At 52.8% G+C, this 15,950-nt stretch carries 20 protein-coding genes; 2 read left to right on the plus strand and 18 right to left on the minus strand.

Going from position 1 to position 15,950, the window contains the following annotated elements:
• Positions 1 to 26: 26 nt before the first annotated feature.
• Genes ABD836_RS03800 through ABD836_RS03840 form a run of 9 tightly spaced genes read right to left on the minus strand, consistent with a single transcriptional unit; the run spans position 27 to position 5,926 of the window.
• Positions 27 to 167: a hypothetical protein gene (locus ABD836_RS03800; protein WP_344932491.1), complete on the minus strand. Its 141-nt coding sequence runs from the start codon at positions 165 to 167 to the stop codon at positions 27 to 29.
• Complete coding sequence (locus tag ABD836_RS03805) at positions 167 to 391, minus strand: hypothetical protein (RefSeq protein WP_344932492.1); 225 nt, start codon at positions 389 to 391, stop codon at positions 167 to 169. Before ABD836_RS03805 ends, ABD836_RS03800 begins: the two co-directional genes overlap by 1 nt.
• A complete protein-coding gene (locus tag ABD836_RS03810) occupies positions 388 to 3,042 on the minus strand; it encodes a toprim domain-containing protein (protein ID WP_344932493.1) in 2,655 nt (884 codons plus the stop codon). The genes ABD836_RS03805 and ABD836_RS03810 overlap by 4 nt, the downstream gene beginning before the upstream one ends.
• Positions 3,043 to 3,052: 10 nt before the next feature.
• Positions 3,053 to 3,340, minus strand: coding sequence for a hypothetical protein (locus ABD836_RS03815; protein ID WP_344932494.1), 288 nt, complete (start codon positions 3,338 to 3,340; stop codon positions 3,053 to 3,055).
• A 42-nt stretch (positions 3,341 to 3,382) separates the two neighbouring features.
• On the minus strand, positions 3,383 to 4,429 hold the full coding sequence (locus ABD836_RS03820; RefSeq protein ID WP_344932495.1) for a DNA polymerase III subunit beta: 1,047 nt from the start codon (positions 4,427 to 4,429) through the stop codon (positions 3,383 to 3,385).
• A gap of 9 nt (positions 4,430 to 4,438) precedes the next feature.
• Positions 4,439 to 4,783, minus strand: coding sequence for a hypothetical protein (locus tag ABD836_RS03825; protein ID WP_344932496.1), 345 nt, complete (start codon positions 4,781 to 4,783; stop codon positions 4,439 to 4,441).
• Positions 4,784 to 4,828: 45 nt separating this feature from the next.
• A complete protein-coding gene (locus ABD836_RS03830; RefSeq protein ID WP_344932498.1) occupies positions 4,829 to 5,044 on the minus strand; it encodes an Ogr/Delta-like zinc finger protein in 216 nt (71 codons plus the stop codon).
• Positions 5,041 to 5,604, minus strand: coding sequence for a hypothetical protein (locus tag ABD836_RS03835; protein WP_344932500.1), 564 nt, complete (start codon positions 5,602 to 5,604; stop codon positions 5,041 to 5,043). Before ABD836_RS03835 ends, ABD836_RS03830 begins: the two co-directional genes overlap by 4 nt.
• Positions 5,605 to 5,662: 58 nt before the next feature.
• Positions 5,663 to 5,926: a hypothetical protein gene (locus tag ABD836_RS03840; RefSeq protein ID WP_344932502.1), complete on the minus strand. Its 264-nt coding sequence runs from the start codon at positions 5,924 to 5,926 to the stop codon at positions 5,663 to 5,665.
• Positions 5,927 to 6,046: 120 nt separating this feature from the next.
• Between ABD836_RS03840 and ABD836_RS03845 the strand changes: the two genes are divergently transcribed.
• Positions 6,047 to 6,841 carry a helix-turn-helix domain-containing protein gene (locus ABD836_RS03845; protein WP_344932503.1) on the plus strand — a complete coding sequence of 265 codons (795 nt, stop codon included), beginning with the start codon at positions 6,047 to 6,049 and terminating at the stop codon, positions 6,839 to 6,841.
• Positions 6,842 to 6,844: 3 nt separating this feature from the next.
• On the opposite strand, the gene ABD836_RS03850 is transcribed toward ABD836_RS03845, so the two are convergent.
• The 9 genes from ABD836_RS03850 to ABD836_RS03885 form a co-directional block, all read right to left on the minus strand.
• Entirely contained in the window at positions 6,845 to 7,825 is a 981-nt protein-coding gene (locus tag ABD836_RS03850; protein ID WP_344932505.1) for a contractile injection system protein, VgrG/Pvc8 family, read from the minus strand.
• A complete protein-coding gene (locus ABD836_RS03855; protein ID WP_344932506.1) occupies positions 7,822 to 8,268 on the minus strand; it encodes a phage tail protein in 447 nt (148 codons plus the stop codon). The genes ABD836_RS03850 and ABD836_RS03855 overlap by 4 nt, the downstream gene beginning before the upstream one ends.
• Before the next feature lie 9 nt (positions 8,269 to 8,277).
• Positions 8,278 to 10,653 carry a phage tail tape measure protein gene (locus ABD836_RS03860; protein ID WP_344932507.1) on the minus strand — a complete coding sequence of 792 codons (2,376 nt, stop codon included), beginning with the start codon at positions 10,651 to 10,653 and terminating at the stop codon, positions 8,278 to 8,280.
• Positions 10,654 to 10,665: 12 nt separating this feature from the next.
• Entirely contained in the window at positions 10,666 to 10,800 is a 135-nt protein-coding gene (locus ABD836_RS19485) for a GpE family phage tail protein (RefSeq protein WP_425583005.1), read from the minus strand.
• Between the two features lie 32 nt (positions 10,801 to 10,832).
• Positions 10,833 to 11,102 carry a phage tail assembly protein gene (locus ABD836_RS03865; protein ID WP_344932508.1) on the minus strand — a complete coding sequence of 90 codons (270 nt, stop codon included), beginning with the start codon at positions 11,100 to 11,102 and terminating at the stop codon, positions 10,833 to 10,835.
• Between the two features lie 35 nt (positions 11,103 to 11,137).
• A complete protein-coding gene (locus ABD836_RS03870) occupies positions 11,138 to 11,650 on the minus strand; it encodes a phage major tail tube protein (RefSeq protein WP_344932510.1) in 513 nt (170 codons plus the stop codon).
• A 55-nt stretch (positions 11,651 to 11,705) separates the two neighbouring features.
• Positions 11,706 to 13,211 carry a phage tail sheath subtilisin-like domain-containing protein gene (locus ABD836_RS03875; protein ID WP_344932511.1) on the minus strand — a complete coding sequence of 502 codons (1,506 nt, stop codon included), beginning with the start codon at positions 13,209 to 13,211 and terminating at the stop codon, positions 11,706 to 11,708.
• 125 nt (positions 13,212 to 13,336) lie between these two features.
• The gene (locus tag ABD836_RS03880; RefSeq protein ID WP_344932512.1) at positions 13,337 to 13,609 is read right to left on the minus strand and encodes a hypothetical protein; all 273 of its coding nucleotides are present in this window, start codon (positions 13,607 to 13,609) and stop codon (positions 13,337 to 13,339) included.
• Positions 13,610 to 13,620: 11 nt separating this feature from the next.
• Positions 13,621 to 15,009 carry a phage tail-collar fiber domain-containing protein gene (locus tag ABD836_RS03885; RefSeq protein WP_344932513.1) on the minus strand — a complete coding sequence of 463 codons (1,389 nt, stop codon included), beginning with the start codon at positions 15,007 to 15,009 and terminating at the stop codon, positions 13,621 to 13,623.
• Between the two features lie 177 nt (positions 15,010 to 15,186).
• On the opposite strand from ABD836_RS03885, the gene ABD836_RS03890 reads away from it, so the two are divergent.
• Positions 15,187 to 15,855: a DUF2971 domain-containing protein gene (locus ABD836_RS03890; RefSeq protein WP_344932514.1), complete on the plus strand. Its 669-nt coding sequence runs from the start codon at positions 15,187 to 15,189 to the stop codon at positions 15,853 to 15,855.
• Positions 15,856 to 15,950 lie beyond the last annotated feature (95 nt).

Consider the following 15,950-nt stretch of genomic DNA (forward strand, 5'->3'; position numbering starts at 1 on the left):
TGTTGCTCCTTGGTTGGTGTCGTCGTTTAAAAGGTAACGACGTAGGTAAGCCCTGCGGCAAATAGCCAGTAGAGCCCTTTTCGCCAGTCGCCAGACATCAAGTAAGGCATTGATGCTGCCGCCTGAATTACCAGCATGGTGGCTGGTAAAATCTTTTCTGCGCCCATTATTTGGCTGCCATGTGTAGGTGGTTTACCTGGGCAAATGCGGTGCGGTCGAGTAGCGCTTTCCAGTCGGCCAGCGGTTTTGCCGCGATGGGCATGCCGCCGTCGGCTGGGCTGTCGGTTTTTGCTAAAAACACCACGTCGAGTAACGCGGCGGCTAAGGCATTGCCGCCCGCGATTAACTCTTCATAGGTGGCCATGCCAGGGTCTTCTTTAAATTCGCTCACGCTTTGCGCTCCTTGTTTTCAAATATCCAGCAGCGCACAGATTTGCCGCTGCCGTTTTCGCCATGAATGGCCGAATTAACGGTTTTGTAGTCTAGGTATTTGTAGCGGCGGCTGGCTTTTAGCAGGCGCTTTAGGTCGGCCAGCGGCGGTACTTGCTGGCGGTGGTCGGCAGCCATTTCTATGTAATGGTTTAGGTTTATGGCAATTTGGCCAGCGTCTTTGCTGTGGTTTAGCTTTTGGTTAAATTCGTCGCCATTTAAAAAGTCATATTGCTCCCAAAATTCTTGCACTAGCGGGTGGTCTGCGCTGATGGCGGTTTGGCGCTCTGCGGCCATAGCCAAAAGCTCTAATTGGGTTGCCTTTATCTGCTCTTTGGTTATGGGTAATACCAGTTCCAAGGCGCTTACCAGCGCGCAGAGCAAACCGTGGTTTTTAGCGATACGCACATTTTTAATGGCTTCTTGAGCCATTAGGCGTTTTTCAAATTCGGGGGTTTTATCGGCAATAAAGGCCAGAATCTCCTTTTCTTTTTTGGCGGCCTCCACAATAAAACTGCTTACATGCTCAAGGGGCATGTGCTCCAGTTCATTAGCCAGCACCTTGCTTTCGTCAGTGTGGGCTGCGCGGGTAAAGCGCAGGTGCACTATGCGCTGCAGTACGGCTTCACTGGCTTGCACCGCGGCGTTTTGGCTAATGGCAATGGCGCCCCTAAATGGCGGTTCGTAGGTTTCGTTGCCGCCGTTCTTCATGCCACGGCTACGTACTGAGCGGCCGTTATAGGCGGTTTTTAATTCGTCCCAGTCAAATTTTTTACCGTTGGCGGTGTCTTCGTCGCGGTCACCCTCAATAAGCACCACCGGCATATTGGAAACCTGCCCCATGTTGCGAGCGCGGGCGGCGGCGGTCGATTTACTGGGGTCGAAGCCTTCGTAGTCGCGGCGGCCCAGTAGCTTCCACAAAAATTCAATAAGGGTGGTTTTACCTGCGCCCGGCTCGCCGATGACTTCAATAAACGGGAATGACTTTTGTGCGTCGCGGATCTGCTCGGCAAACAGCGAGCCAAACCAAAACGCCAATGCCACCACACCGCGCTCACCAAAACAGGTGTGAATGTGGTTTATCCAGTCGTTGCGGTAGTTGTCGGCGTCTTTGGCAATGGTGAGGTGCACAGACTGACCTAGGCTCTTAATGGCCAGTTTGCCGGTGTCGAAATAGTCTTCGTCGTTTAGCGCGTAGGTGCGGCCGTCTTTAATGGCAATGTCGTTAAGCACATACACGCCAAACTCTTTGCTGTAGCCAATGTAGTCAATGGTGTTAACGGTTTTAATGTTATAGAGCTGATGGCGCGCTATGGCGTCTAAATGCTGGCTGGTGCCGGTAAACACGCTGCCTGCCGCTACCGATAACAGACGCTTTTTAAACTCACTGGCGCTTGAAAGCTGGCCGCCGGTAAAAGTATTTTTAACCGCTGCGCCGCTGTGCGGAAAAGTAATGCGGGCGTAATACCAGCTTTCGTCTGTAATGGTGTTGGCCTGAAAATACAAAAACTGAAAGTAGCAGTTGGCAATTTCAACAATGCTGCCCGACTGCTTTAGCGCTTCGTCGCGGCGCTCTTTGTCAGTCATGCCCTCGGCTTCTAATAAGGTTTGGTAGGCCTTTTCGTATTTGTCTAAATTAAGGCTGAACCAATACAGGCGGTTTTTATATTCAAAATTAAATTCACGGCGGTTGGTTTTGCCGTAGATAAGCAATGACTTTTCGCTGGCGCTCTCGGCAATTAGCAAGCTGCCGTGGTAGCGGTATTGCTCAAAATCTTTGTCGGTTAAACGGCCCTGCATGTGTAGGTCGTTCCAGTCGTTTTTGTATTTGCCGGTCTGCTTAATGGTAACGGCAGTGGATTTTAAGCCCGCCTCTTTGGCGCGCTCGTGGTGTTTTATGGTCCATTTGCGGCCAGCGGTGTCGCCGTCTAGGCCCCACACCCAATTCACATGTTTAGCGCTGTGCTCGTCAAAAAATTTGGCTGGGTAGTTGGTGCAGCTCAATAAGGCTGCCGATTTATAGCCGTTTAAATAAAGGGCAATGGCATCGAGTATGCCCTCGACCAATATAACCTCGTCGCCGTCTTCAATTTCAACGCCGGGCGGGAACCACGCCTGCCCCTTAAAGTCGCCTTTAAACGCGGCTTTGCGTTTTTTCTTTTCACCGTTGTCGTTAATCCATAACTCTTCTACAAAGCGGTCAAAGTAAACGCCGGGGGCGATCATAAACCGCACAGTGGCGGTGCCCGAGGCGCCAATACACTGTTGGCTCCACCAGCGGTCTTGCTCATACCAGCCAGCAATACGGGCGATATCAAAGCCACGCGCCTGCATTAAGTAAGCGTCTGCCGTGGCTTTGGGGTTGGTATCTGTTGGCTGGTAACGCTCGTTAAATTTTTCAAAGGCGTCGGGGTAAAGCTCTTTAACGCTCTCTGACCAGGCACAGTTATTTTCACGCCCGCAGCGCACTACCCACGGCGATTCGGCTTTGGTGTACAGCTCTTTTTTATTGCAGCTGGGGCAGCGCCCAGCCCGCAACCAGCCTCCGCGCTCTTTAAAGTCAAAGTCGCGCAGCAGCCGGTTGGTTATGTCTTTATGTACGGCAGGAATCATGGTGAGGCCTTTACAGATCGAGTTCGCATTGAATACGTGTAGTGCTGTGTTTAATGTCGCCGCATATTTCGGTGCATTGCTCTAAAAGCGACTTAACACTTAGCAGCATTTTTTCTGCGTCTATGTTTATGTCCGCAAGTGCGTCTTCAACCCGATCAAAATCAAGGTCTTCGTTTGGCTTGTCATTAGCGTCCAGCACTGTAAGCAGTGCGTTATGCGCGGGGCTATACGGCTCGGTAATCCACAAGTGGCGCTCTAATTCGTCTGAGGTTAGGTTGCGTAACATTGCCTGATTCATGGTGGTGCCCTCTAAAATTTTAAATAAGCCGGATTAAGTCTGTTACAGCCGCATGGGTTGAATAATGTGCACAACGTCGTCACTGCTAATAAACACTTGCTGGTTGAGGCCGCCGCTGTTTATCCATGTGAATGGCCCGCTCATGGCCGCGCACAAATCAGCAAGGTAAGCGATGTTTAAACCGACCTCGGGCCATTCTTTGTTTATTGTTGCGGCGGTTTCGTCGGTGATTTCGTCATTTGGGGCAATAAATAAGGTGTCGGCAGTGGCCGTTACTTTTATGGCGCCAAATTGGGAAACAAAGCTTTTAAGGCGTTGTAGTGCAGGGGCAATATGCTCTGGGGCAATGCTGGCCTCGGCAGCGCCTTGGGGCACATTGGTTAAGCGGCGGTAATCTGGGTAACGGCCTTCTAGTAATGCGCTTCTAAACCGGCCCGCGTTGCTGGTAACCTCTATGGCGCTCTCGCTGCAGCTCACCACAGCGCCCTCTTCTTTTAGTGCTGCCACCAAATACTTAATGCTGTCGTTGGGCACAGTTACGGCGGGCATATCTGCTTTAATGGTGGCACAGGCTAAGCGGTGGCCGTCGGTGGCCACTACATCGCCCTCGTTAAAATGCACGCCGGTTATGTAAACTCGAACGTCCATTTTTGCGCTGGCGTATTGCACCCGCTCAATGGCTTCGGCCAAGGCCTTGGGGTCGGCCTTTACCACGGTCGTTTTGCCCATAGCGCCGCAATTCGGGTAGTCTCTTGCCGACAACGACGGCACCACAAAGCGGCGGCGTTGTTGGCTTACCGTGGCTTTTTCGCGGTCTGCCAGCTTAATCACCACCGGCCCCGCAAGCCCCATAATGGCCGCCTTTAATTTACCAGCGTGGCAGGTAATGGCGCCCTCTTCGTCTACCCGCTCCACGTCAATAATCACCTCTAATTCGCGGGCGCCGTCGCTGCTCACAATACTGAGCTGGGGCGGGTTAGCAGTGGCCGTTAATAGCACGTGTTCAAATATATTTAAGGTGCTGCGGCGTTCGGCCAAGTTGTTTCTTAGGGCGGCAGCTAGCCCCTGCGCGTTCACAGTAATGTTCATGATTGGCCCTTATTGGAGTGTGAAAAAGTCGGTGACGGCGTGCAAAATTTGGTCTGCCGACACAATAATTTCGCGGTGGTCCTTGGTGCGCAAAGTGACGTGGTAAGCGCTGGCGTTGCTAATATCTAACCAAACATCACCGCTGTGGCTGGCTTGCGCCAATGCCAATGCCGCCTCGCGCTGGGCGCGGTCTAGGCCAATATCAAATGTGAGCATTAAGTGGGTTGCGCAGCGGGTTTTAAGTGCCTCTGTGCCTTGCTCGTGGCTTAAATGCTCTGCGCGGTGGCGCAGCATATACACCAGCGCGGCATTGCTTACGGTGGTTTCGGGGTTAATCGGCATTACATTGCTCATACATCACCTCGCGGTTGGCTATTACTTAAAAACAGGGGTGGCCGTTTAAAACAGGCCTTTTACTATGGGTAAATTCACGCTTGGGTCTGGAATTGCCGACTCAGATAGCGTTCGCGTTGCCGACAAATGCGCCACCCAAGTGTGGCCACAGTGCGGGTTTTTACAGATCAGCTTTAATTCGCGCGTGGTGCGGGTAATTTGCTCGCTGTCACGAATGTAAGACTCTTCTAGGCAATGGGGGCATGGCACTAAGCGGCTCATTGGGCACCGCCTACGCGTAAGGCTTTTACGTGGCTTAGGGCACTGGCGGTGGCGCCTAGGGCCTCGGTTAGCTCCCGCTCGGCGCGGTCTAGCTCGCCGGGGTCAATGCCATCTAGCAAGGCCGCAAGGCTTTTGGTGGCCTCGGCTTGCTCTTGTACTAAGTGCTCAAAGGCCAGCAAGGTTTGCCCAGCATCTATTTTTAAGGCCACTTGCACGCTGGCGTTAGCGTAAACATCGTTTAAATACTGCAAGCGCATATCGGCAGGCATAGAGGCCACAATGGCTTGCTCTACATACCAAAGCTTGTCTGGTGCGGGTTTAACCTCTTCGTAGGCGCCCAACCAGCGCCACAGCTTTTGGGCGTGGGCCCGCATGTCGCCGCAAAGGTCTTCGCTGTGCGAAAACTCCACCCCTGTGCCTGCCAAAAATTCTTGCATGGCCAGTTCGTTAAATTTTTCTACTACTATCTCAGCCACAATTTGGCGGTTGTGGCGCGGCATACCAGACCAGCGATCTAAGTAACGGCGAATCAGTGCAAGGCGGTTTTGTGTGGTGGTCATTTGCTTTTTTATCCCCTGTGACTTCGGTTTCATGACGGCTTACCCAATTAACCGCACACTAGGCGCCATGTTCTGAAAAAAACTTATTGAGGCCCGCAAGGGTTGGTGGATCGCTAAGCACGCGCTCTATGGCTTCGTTATAGGCCGCAACCAATTTGGGGCAGTGTTCTATAGGCACCGAACCACGGCGGCGCCAATTATCAACAGACTGGGTATTGGCGAGCTTTGCAGCCTGGGCTACACCGCTACGACCCAAAATAGAAATGACTTTTTCTATATCGTTGGTGGCTTCCGAATCGGAGCAAGGCTTTTGCTGTGTCATCTTTAAATATTCACTTTGTTGTTTTGACAAACATATAGTTACATGACAACAAACAGAAAAGCAAACAAAATATTACTTTTAGCAAACAATTTTTAGCTCACTACAAATCGGACTACAGCCATGATTAGCGAAGAGATCACACGGATCGAAGAGCGGCTTAAGGATTTGGGTTTAACGAAAACGGAATTTGCAATAGCGCTAGGCGCGCCAGAAGACAATGCCAGCTCGTACTACAACAACTGGCGCCATAGAGACTTACCAAAATCGCGACTAAGTGCCGCGGCAGATTTTTTAAATACCACCATTGAATGGATTACCAGGGGCGAGCGCAAACTAAGCGTGGCCACCGACAGCTGCCCACGGCAAGAAATTGCTATTGAATACACCCGCCGAATGCACGCCGACGGTTTTATTACTGCCTGTGCCACCGTCAATGACCGAAACTTTTTTATTGTTGGCATGCACGAAGACATGGTGCAAGTCACCCTGTCTATTGTCACCGTGGCGGGCGGCATAAAAGCGGCGGCGATAAAAGAAATGATCGAGCTCGGCGTACTGTCTAGGCGCATCAAGTTAAGCGCTAACGAATATGATCGGTTTATCCGGGGCATGGTGTCGATCGATGATTTGTTTAAGGGCGGCCGTGAAAGTTACTGGGGCCGTATAGAAATAATCACCCACGACAGTATTTACACGCCAGAAGTGAGGGACAGAGGCGGTAATTACGTAGAGCTGCCCAGCCAAATCGGGGTGATATTAGAACTCTTTAAAACCCAGCAAATCGATTTAGACGACTTAATAACCTTAGAACAAATTGCCTGTCGGCTAGCGGCTAAAGCGGATTACATCGCGGCCAAAAACGCCATTACCCAACTGGCGCTAGAAAACCGTGAAAAAAAGGCGGCAGGTAAATAAGTTTTACTTTTTGGTCACCAGCTCCACACTTGTGACCAAGCCCCCACTGCCCGCTGTATGATTTAAGTCATCAATCACCCAGTTGTGGGCGTTTATCTCCGCTTTAAATCCCGTTAATTCCACTGGCTGACCATTGACCAGCCCAGGCATACCCGGCGCCACGCTTAAACTCATGGTGGCGTCGCCGCGCTGTATTCTTGCCCATTCTGCTTTTGCTGCCTCGGTGGCTTGCTGCGCGTCTGGCAGTGGGTCGCGGATCTGTTTGGTGTAGCCTTCTGCGCCGGCGGTCACTTTTACGGTTTGGGCGGTGTCGGTGTTGTACCAGCTGGCGGTGGCGCCGGTGAATCGGCTATTGCGGTCGGCGGTTTTGTAGCGGTGGTCGGTGCATTGGTTTTTGTTAATGTTGGCTTGTGGCAAGGCGGCGCCGCTGGCGGTGGCGCCCTGCCCCTTTGGGTAAAATAATAAATAGCCGTTTTTGCTGGTGGCCACGGCGTCGAATTGCTGGCCAATGCGGTTTAAAAATGCGCTGTCTGATTCTGCAGTTTGGTTTAGTTGCTGCAGTGCCACGTCGGCAAGGTCCGGCGCTACTTTGGGTTTTAGCAGGTAGCGCTCGGCAATGCTGGCCACTAAGTTGCCTAGGGTTGTGCCCGGCTCCCAGTGGGTAGAGCGCAGTGTTTTAAATTCGTCTCTAAAGTTTGCGCTGCGGGCGGTAATAATCAGTTTGTCTGGGGCGCCAGAATGTTCTACATCGTCTACGGTAAAGGTGCCTTTGTTGTGCAGCCCCTGCCCCATAAACCCTAACTGCAGGGTAAGTTTAGCGCCCTTGGGTGGAATGTTTAGGCTGCCGTCGCTGTCGTCTAGTTCTAGCACTAACTGGTCTGCTGTGGTGCCGCTGGCGTCGTGGTAACTCACGCTTAAAATGCGCTTATTAACCTCGCTGGCAAGTGCCACGCCGTTCGCGGTGATTTCATAAACGGGGGTCATGCTATGTTTTCCGCAAACGAGCTGCTGTTGGTGTTCATGGCTAAATCGCCAATGGTGTTTATTTCGCCGGTGTCGTTGCGCACCAACACCACGCTAAATTCTATTTTGCGGGGGCTGCCGTCGGGAAAGAAATAGCTGCCGGTTTCGTCTACTGAATCGATAAACCAAAAACCCTGCGGTTCGCCGTTGCCTAGCATTAATACCCACGCTTTGCCGGTGTCGGCTAGGTCGCGCAGGTCTTGTAGGCTTTGGCCGCCACCGGTTAGCTCGGGCGCCAATGTGCCGCTTAGGGTTATGCGGTCTTCGCCGGGGCCGTTGAATTGGTGGGCAGGCAGTTGGCCTAGGCGGTTATTGGCCGCCCAGCGCCATTGAGTGCTGCGCTGTTTACGCTCAAATGGCAGGCTGCTAATGCTAAAAACAAACATGCCCAAGGACATTAACATGGTAGCTCCTTAGCCGTGGTCGGCATATGACGCACCGCGGCGGCGAGACTTGCGGCGGTCTATTTCGTCTATGGTTTTTTTCACAAGCTGGTCGGCATTTTCGCCGGGCTGCTGCTGTACGTTTATGGTGTATTGGCTGTTGTCGGCGTAGTTTTGGCCACCGCTTGCACCAGCCGCCATAACGGGGGCGCTGGCTTGCACGGGGGTGTTGTCGCTAAACAGCCAGTTACCTACCTTGCCGCCTAACCAGTCGCCGCCCATGCTGCCAATTACAGAGCCAACCAGCCCGCCAATGGCGGTGCCAATCACCGGCACAACAGAGCCCAAGGCAGCGCCAGCGGCCGCACCAGACAGTGCGCCACCAATGCCGCCCACGTCTTGCGATATGGCCGCGCCTTTGTTTAAGTTTGCGTCGTCGCTCATCAGTGTAGAGCCAATAGACAGCGCGCCTAGGCCAGCGCCAATCAACCCGGCTTTACCAGCCAAGCCTTTGGCTAAGCGTCCCGCCTTGCCACCTTTGCCGCCGCCAGCCACAGCGCCGCCCAAACCGCCAGCGGCATTTTGCAGGGCTGCCCGTTTAGCGCTTACACCCAAACCAGAAATGGCCACGCGCAGCGCAGCAATGGCCATAAGCACCGGCGCCACGGCCAATGCCAAAGCGCCTAAACCGCCCACCAAAATCATGGCTACTTTAGTTGCACCAGGGAATTTATCGGTAAGCCAGTCGAGGGCGTCAATCAATTTAACCGCGGCACCAGACAGCCAGTTAATAACCGGCAATAGCTGTTCGCCCAACTTGGTTTGAAAGGCGTCCCAGCGCTGGGCAAGTAATTGGGTTTTGTTGGCAGAGGTATTAGCGCGGTTTTGAAATTCACGCTCCATGCTGCCCGCAAATTTAGAGCTGTCGGCCACGGTGTCTAGGGCCTTTTTGTAAACTTCTAAATTACCCGCCAGCAAAGAGATATCGTCGGCATATTCTAGGCCAAATAGATCGGTAAGCACGCCCGCGCGGTTTTGTTTATCCAACTGGCCAAGGGTGTTCAAAAACTCATCGAGTGCGCCTTGGCCGTTCTGCGCAACCATGTCTTCCATGTCGCCAGCCGATATGCCAATTTCGTCGAGGGCATCTTGAAACTTAGCGCCCTGCTTTGTGGCGGTTTGCAGTTTGTTAAGCATGGCATTAATGGCTGTACCGGCGACCTCGGGCTTTTTGCCCAGGGCAATAAACGCGTCACCCAGCGCGGCAGTTTGCACAGTAGTTAATCCAAACTGAGTAGCCGTACCACCCACGCGCATTAGCACGTCTACAATCTCTTTGGCTTTAGCGGCGGTGTTGTCTGAAAGGTGATTTACCGCATCGCCTAAATTGGTCATTTGAGCAATGGGGATTTTATACACGTTGCTCAGCTTGGCCATTGATTCGCCCGCTTGCTCGGGCGCCATGTCAAAGGCGGTAGACATTTTGGCGGCTACTTGCACAAACTCGGGCAAGTCGCTGCGACCAATACCCAGCTGCCCGCCTTGGGCCGCAATGGCGGCCAAACCCTCTTTTACAATGGGTATGCTGCGGGTCATGTCCAATAGCGTTAGGCTAAATTCTTTGAACTGTAGTGGCGAATCAAACTCCACCACCTTTTTAACATCGGCCATGGCCGACTCAAACGCGACCGCCTCGGCTAGCGGGTTCTTTAAAAAGTTAAGCGCCTTACTTCCTACGTTACTTAAGCCAGCCGCAACAATGGTGGTGTTAGCGGCTTTTTGCAGGGTTTCATTGTGGGCAGATTGCGCCGCTGCCAGCTTGCCGTGGGCTTGCGACACCGCCTTAATTTTGGCTTGGGTACGGGCGTAGGCTTCACCAAGCCGGTTTTGTGCGCCAGTTAAATCGCGGGTTTCTATACCTTCGGCTTTAAGTTTGGTGCGCAGCTGTGCGGCCCGCTCAATGGCTAGGCGGCGTTGTTTAGTGGTTTGTTCTAGGGCTTTTTCGGCGCGCTCGTGCTCGCGTATAAGGGTTTTATTCTCTTTGGCTTGGGCCTTGAGGTTGTTAATGGTTTTGGCGTCTACCTTTACCCCGCTGGCTTTTAGATCTTGCAGGGTTTTAAGGTTGGCTTGGGTAATTTTGAGCTGGTCGGCCTCTTTTTCGCGGGCAAGGCGCAGCATTTTCACTTTTTCTGCGGCTTGGTTTGAGGCGTCTTTGGCCTTTTTAGAGGCCAATTCGTATTCTTGCAGGCGCGCAACGGCTTTGCGTTGGTTGCCAATTTTATTAAGCTCGTGGCCAGTGGCTGAAAGCTTTTGGGCAAGCTCGCTGCTTATGCCCGCCAATTTTTTAGCGGGGCCGCTCCATTGGTCTACAAGTTTAAGGGTTAGCGCGGTATCTAAATTGCTCATTATTGCCACCGGTTACTGGGGTTGCGGTTTGCCAGATCGTTCCCGCGCTTTTTGTTCCCACATCACTAAATCACTTAGCGCCATGGTGTTAAATTCAGAGGGTGGCCAGTGAAAGACTGTAGCAATATTGGCTATGGCGTCTTCCACTTCGTTGGGCAATGGCGCGGCGGCGCACTGCCCTATTCGGTTAAAAAACCCACCACCTCACTGGCGCAGCTCACCAAGTCTTTAACGTCCATTTGGCTTATGTCGTGTTCGGTTAATGCCGGTTCGGTAATGCGTGGCAGCAGCATTACTAGGCTGTCTACGTCTGAATTTAACAGCATAGATAAGCGGCAACCGCGCAATGATCCTGTGTCGGGCTTGCGCAGTTTTAGCTTTGCAATTTCTTGCTCGCCACGTTTAAGCGGCTTTTTAAGCGTAATGGTTGCTGATGTGTCTTGTGTCATGATTCGCCCCGTTATTCCTACTCAATAAAAACTAATTACAAACCCAGTGCTGCGCGCTGCTCTGCCAGTCGGTCTACACCACCCACGTTTTCGATCATGTTGATAACGTCGATCTCGATTAGGGTTTCGCTGTTTACCACGTATTTAAAATAAGCGAGGCTCACATTGCAGGTCAGCATCGCGCTTTCGCCAGCTTTGTAACCGCTGGGCAGCTCTAAACCGCTGTAGCGACCACGCATAATCACTTCAATTGCGTCGGTAGTGCCTGCAGCACCGTCACTTACTGCAGCGCCTAAAAAGCGCAGTGGTACACCGTCGATTTCACTTGTGCCAAATTTGCGCAATACGCTGGCGGCCATTTCGTGCAATTTAAACGACGACGTGAGTTTATTCATGCCCATGTCGGCGTCGACCGGCGCATTAAAACCGCCTGGTCGGTACTCTTCCATTTTGCGTTCTAGATTTGGCAGAGTGATTTCGTCAACGATGCCAACAAAGTTTTCACCGTCGGCAAACAGGTTAAAATTCTTAAGCTTTTTGGGCAGCATGTTGTTGCTCTCCGGTGAGGTTTAAAAGGTTTGTGCGCGCCGCAGCGCGCAGTCATCACGCTACTAATTGCACCAAGTAACGGTCGGTAATGGTTTGTATAAACGTAAGGTCTTCGAGCGGCGGCACCGGCGTGTAGTCGTAGCTAATGGTAAGTTTGCCCGCCGCTAGTGTCTCGGTGGTGTTGAGTTCGTCATCTGTGTAGGCCAGCGCGTCAACAATGTAGCCGCTGGCTTTTAGGCTGCGGAATTTTGCGTTTATGCCCTCGACAATTTCTTTAATCAGCACTTTGCTCATGGGCTTATCCATTGCCCACATATGCGCGTCGGCAATGGTGTCGGCCAGTATGTCGCCAGTACGGGCGGCAGATTCAAAGGCAAACACGGGGTCTGCAGAGCAGGTGCGCGAACCCCAGAACCGAAACCCCGCATTACGAATAATGGTGGTGATTTCGTTACCGTTTAGGTAGTTGGCGTCGGTGTTGACGTTGGTAAGGTCAAAGTGCACCGACTTAGAAATGCCGGTAACGCCGTTCACTTCAATGTTTGAGATTGTTTTGTGCCAGCCCACTTCGTTGTCTGCGCGGGCGCGAACACCAAGCGCGCGTGCTGTGGCGGTAATAACCACCTCGGCATTGGCTGTGGTGCTCCAGGCAATAAATTCTGGCCACAACAACATAAGGCGTTTTGAACCGTAGCTGTCGCGCGCGGTTACAGCGGCTTCCATGGTCGCGGCGTTAATGTAAGCGTAAGCAAAGGCGCGTAAATCATCGGCCACGCTCACCAGCGCGGGAACCACACCTGTTAAGGCGTCTAAACCCGGCACACCTAATATGCGGGGTTTTACGCCCAGTTGGGCTTGCGCGTCTTTAAGTGCAAGCAAGCCAGTGGCCTTGCCGCCTGTTACGGTGCCAATCACGTTGCTGGCTGTGGTTTCGTCGTCGATGCCCTCGGCCACGCGTACCACAACGACCATGGCGCCAATCTGTTCAAATATCGCGGTCATGGCAGCGGGTAACGTGCCTAGACCTTTGCCGGTGCTGTCGAGCTTGGCGGCCTTGGTGCGGTTACCTAGCACCAGCACTGGCGTGTTGAGCGGGAACGGTTCTGCTACGCCGCCGGTAAGGCTTACTTTAGCTTCGGCAATCATAATGCCCGAACCGTCTGAACCTGTTGCGTTGGCGGCGGTAATGAGCGTTGAGGCGTCGCTAGTGATAATGGCAATAACGTCGGCAGCGGTGCTGCTGATATCCCCGGTACCGTCCGTGGCTAGGGTAACGGTAATGTCGTTGCCGTTTAGGGCGACTGCCAGCGCTTCGTCTACGTCGCCAGTGTCGACCAGGGTAATGGTAATGCTGTTGCCAGCCGTGCCCGCTACAGCAGCGGTAATGGCAATGCCTGTGTCGCTGTCAATAACGCCCACTTGGCCGGTGGCGGCAATGGCCGGCGTAGAATCTGGCGCAGTGCCCACCAGACCAATCACGGCGGTATTGACGGTGCGAATAGGCCGTGAGCCCTCGGTTTTTTCAATAATGCGGACGCCGTGGTGGTAGGTGTCAGACATGGTTACTCTCCAGCGATTTGTGTGTGCAATTTAATCCGTGTTAAACGCATTTTTGGCTTAATGCCATGCGGGTTAAAGTGAATAACAGAGTAAAGCGGCGCTCTACAGACAGGGCCGCTGGTTGCTTAGGCCGAAATTAGCGCAGCCACGTCGGGGTTTTGCGCTAAAAATTCTTGCAGCTTTACAATTGGGTCTTCTGGTGGCGCCGACACTGGCGCATTAACCAGATCCCACGCCGACCCAGCCCAGCGAGGGTGCTTACCCTCGGGTATTTCTGTTGGCGGCGGCGTAGCTGTGCAGCGTGCGGGCATTAAATATTTTCCCTCCTCTAGTGGCGATTCGTCGGCGGTGGTTTCGCCCAGGTATAAACCGGCGTAGTCGTATTGGTAAACGAGCATGGCGTGACTCCTTAGAATTTGATGCAGGCGAGCATTGCCCGGTTGCGGGGGCGCAGGTTAGTTACCAGCGGATCATTGGCAAAACCCAGCCAGCCTTTGTTATCGGTGCCGTATTCACCGGTGTAGGCGTACTGGCTGAAACTGCCGTTGGTTGGTACTGAATATTCTCCACTATTCACCCCGCCCGCCGGCGTCGAACTTTGTTGAATCAATTTGAACTGAGCCAGCCCACCACCTGCAGCACCTTGCCAACTGCCCAAAGTACGCCCCGCATCTACGCCCCTGCTATCATCCCAAGAACGGATAAACTCCCCACGCAAGTCCGGCAAATTGAACGTATTGAAGCCGTCGCCGGCGCCGAAGGTTGTGCCGATGGACGCGAAAAGATCCGCATAGGCGGTTCGACCAACTGCTGCGCCATTAGCCTTGAGCCAACCACTGGGCGCGCTGCTGCGTGCAAAGTAGGCAAGCATGCCAGCGGGGGCCATCTGTCGGGTTTCAGTACGGCTGAACACGTCTAAATTGGCTCGCGAGGTCGCTTTGCTCTCAACGTCTGCCAGGTTCTTGCTTCGCTCCAACGGCGCGGGTGCGTTACCGGTTGGTTCATTTTGCGCGCAGATTATTTTTGTTCCGGCGGTATAGCTTTGGCCCAAAATAATACGGGTTTCGTCATTGGGCGCCGCGGCTTTTTGCCATTGCTCTGCGCCTGCCCCTGGGTAAAGCCGTTGTTTGTCTACATACACAACCAAGCCCCGTGTGGTAACCGTGGCTAAATCGACTTGGGTTTGCGCATCCGCTAGGGTTTGTTCTTCTTCAATAGTATCGACGGTGACGTTGGTAACGTCTGGGTCTTCCCAGTCCACATCACCTGCACTATTCGACTGTTTGCGCAGCACTTGCCCCGTAGTGCCGCCGGGGGTGAGCGATGACATGGTTATGTTGTTAATGATCCATGTTTGGGTGGCTACCACCACATTCGGGTCTACCTGCAGCGTTATAATGGCGCCATTGCTTACCGCAAATTCTACCCGCACTACCGTGTCGGCAAAGGCACCGTCGGCATCGGTAGGTTTATAGGTAGTGGGTAAATTGCCCACCACCACCAGCCCGCCTTGGTCGTCAAAAACCCCCACCTCGCGCAGCGTAAAGCCCCCTTCTGTTGCAGGAATAATGAGTTCTACCGTGTAGCGGGTGTTGTCTTCTGGGTCTTGGTATACACGGTTAACCGTGTCGCGGAAACGTTCCCGCACCAAACCGGTTTGGCCCTCTTCGGGGTAAACGTCGTTGCCGTTGCTGTCGCCCACCGCAACCTCAATTAAATTAATCGGCTCGCCACTGATCTCGGCAGCAGCTAAGCGCTCTAGGCCATAGGCGGTGTGAATGGTCATAAAATTGGGCATGGGGTGACCTCGGTGTAAGCGGTTTAAATGCTTGTATGGTTACACCTAGCCGCCAATACGGTAGGGTTTTGGCAGAGTAAGCAGTGGCTTTACTGGTAAACTATGTTCACACGGCGCGGTTTGGGTGCGGGCTAACACCGGCGGCGCGGTTTATATAAAACAGGGACGACCACAAACATGCTGCTATACAAATTCAGATCACTTGAAAACTTAGAATTTGTTTTAGATATCATCATAAATGAGCGGCTTTATTGCGCCCGCTACAAGGATCTAAACGACCCATTTGAAGGGCAGCTGTTGCATGCGACCGAGAATATAAAAATGCCCGGCTTATTAGGTCCAACTACAATCCGCACCACTAAAGAGCGACGGCTAATCACTGCTGATGATATTAGCCCGGTATTTGAGCCTAAGCGGGTGTGTAGTTTGTCTAGGACGGCGAACGACGTTCGCATGTGGTCGCTCTACGCCGACAGCCACAAAGGCGTTGCCATAGAAATTGATTTGGATATTGATCACGATCCTGGCGTTGTCGCTGCATTGCGCGCAGTAACCTACACCAAAACCCTAAGTGAGCGCGGGGGCATAATAGGAATTTACGACGAAGACAACTTACTTACGATAAAAACCGACCATTGGCGTTATGAAGACGAATACCGCTTGCTGTGGCATGAGCCCTTATTTTCTATTACGGGCTGTGTAAAACGATTGGTGTTTGGGCCTAGAGCAGATCAATCTAGGATTGACCTGCTCCGTAAGATGGTGCCTAAGCACATAGAGTTTGTGCAGGCTAAGCTTGATTATGATGATGTGACGGTGGTTTTTCCCTCGGGTGAATCAAAATAAGTCCGGCATCTTTACGGGGGCGATTGCGCTTTGTTGCAAACGGCAAGATTCGAACCTGTACGGCCATGCCTAAGCAATACCGCACAAGCCCTAAG

The organism is Zhongshania borealis (assembly GCF_039539625.1).
GTDB classification, from domain to species: Bacteria; Pseudomonadota; Gammaproteobacteria; order Pseudomonadales; family Spongiibacteraceae; genus Spongiibacter; species Spongiibacter borealis.

Coding starts and splice junctions, on each gene's coding strand:
- ABD836_RS03855 (WP_344932506.1), bottom strand. CDS start 8,268: ATGTTAATGTCCTTGGGCATGTTTGTTTTTAGCATTAGCAGCCTGCCA.
- ABD836_RS03880 (WP_344932512.1), bottom strand. CDS start 13,609: ATGCTCGTTTACCAATACGACTACGCCGGTTTATACCTGGGCGAAACC.
- ABD836_RS03815 (WP_344932494.1), bottom strand. CDS start 3,340: ATGAATCAGGCAATGTTACGCAACCTAACCTCAGACGAATTAGAGCGC.
- ABD836_RS03810 (WP_344932493.1), bottom strand. CDS start 3,042: ATGATTCCTGCCGTACATAAAGACATAACCAACCGGCTGCTGCGCGAC.
- ABD836_RS03885 (WP_344932513.1), bottom strand. CDS start 15,009: ATGCCCAATTTTATGACCATTCACACCGCCTATGGCCTAGAGCGCTTA.
- ABD836_RS03890 (WP_344932514.1), top strand. CDS start 15,187: ATGCTGCTATACAAATTCAGATCACTTGAAAACTTAGAATTTGTTTTA.
- ABD836_RS03835 (WP_344932500.1), bottom strand. CDS start 5,604: ATGACCACCACACAAAACCGCCTTGCACTGATTCGCCGTTACTTAGAT.
- ABD836_RS03865 (WP_344932508.1), bottom strand. CDS start 11,102: ATGACACAAGACACATCAGCAACCATTACGCTTAAAAAGCCGCTTAAA.
- ABD836_RS03850 (WP_344932505.1), bottom strand. CDS start 7,825: ATGACCCCCGTTTATGAAATCACCGCGAACGGCGTGGCACTTGCCAGC.
- ABD836_RS03845 (WP_344932503.1), top strand. CDS start 6,047: ATGATTAGCGAAGAGATCACACGGATCGAAGAGCGGCTTAAGGATTTG.
- ABD836_RS03870 (WP_344932510.1), bottom strand. CDS start 11,650: ATGCTGCCCAAAAAGCTTAAGAATTTTAACCTGTTTGCCGACGGTGAA.
- ABD836_RS03875 (WP_344932511.1), bottom strand. CDS start 13,211: ATGTCTGACACCTACCACCACGGCGTCCGCATTATTGAAAAAACCGAG.
- ABD836_RS03860 (WP_344932507.1), bottom strand. CDS start 10,653: ATGAGCAATTTAGATACCGCGCTAACCCTTAAACTTGTAGACCAATGG.
- ABD836_RS03830 (WP_344932498.1), bottom strand. CDS start 5,044: ATGAGCCGCTTAGTGCCATGCCCCCATTGCCTAGAAGAGTCTTACATT.
- ABD836_RS03825 (WP_344932496.1), bottom strand. CDS start 4,783: ATGAGCAATGTAATGCCGATTAACCCCGAAACCACCGTAAGCAATGCC.
- ABD836_RS03800 (WP_344932491.1), bottom strand. CDS start 167: ATGGGCGCAGAAAAGATTTTACCAGCCACCATGCTGGTAATTCAGGCG.
- ABD836_RS03820 (WP_344932495.1), bottom strand. CDS start 4,429: ATGAACATTACTGTGAACGCGCAGGGGCTAGCTGCCGCCCTAAGAAAC.
- ABD836_RS03840 (WP_344932502.1), bottom strand. CDS start 5,926: ATGACACAGCAAAAGCCTTGCTCCGATTCGGAAGCCACCAACGATATA.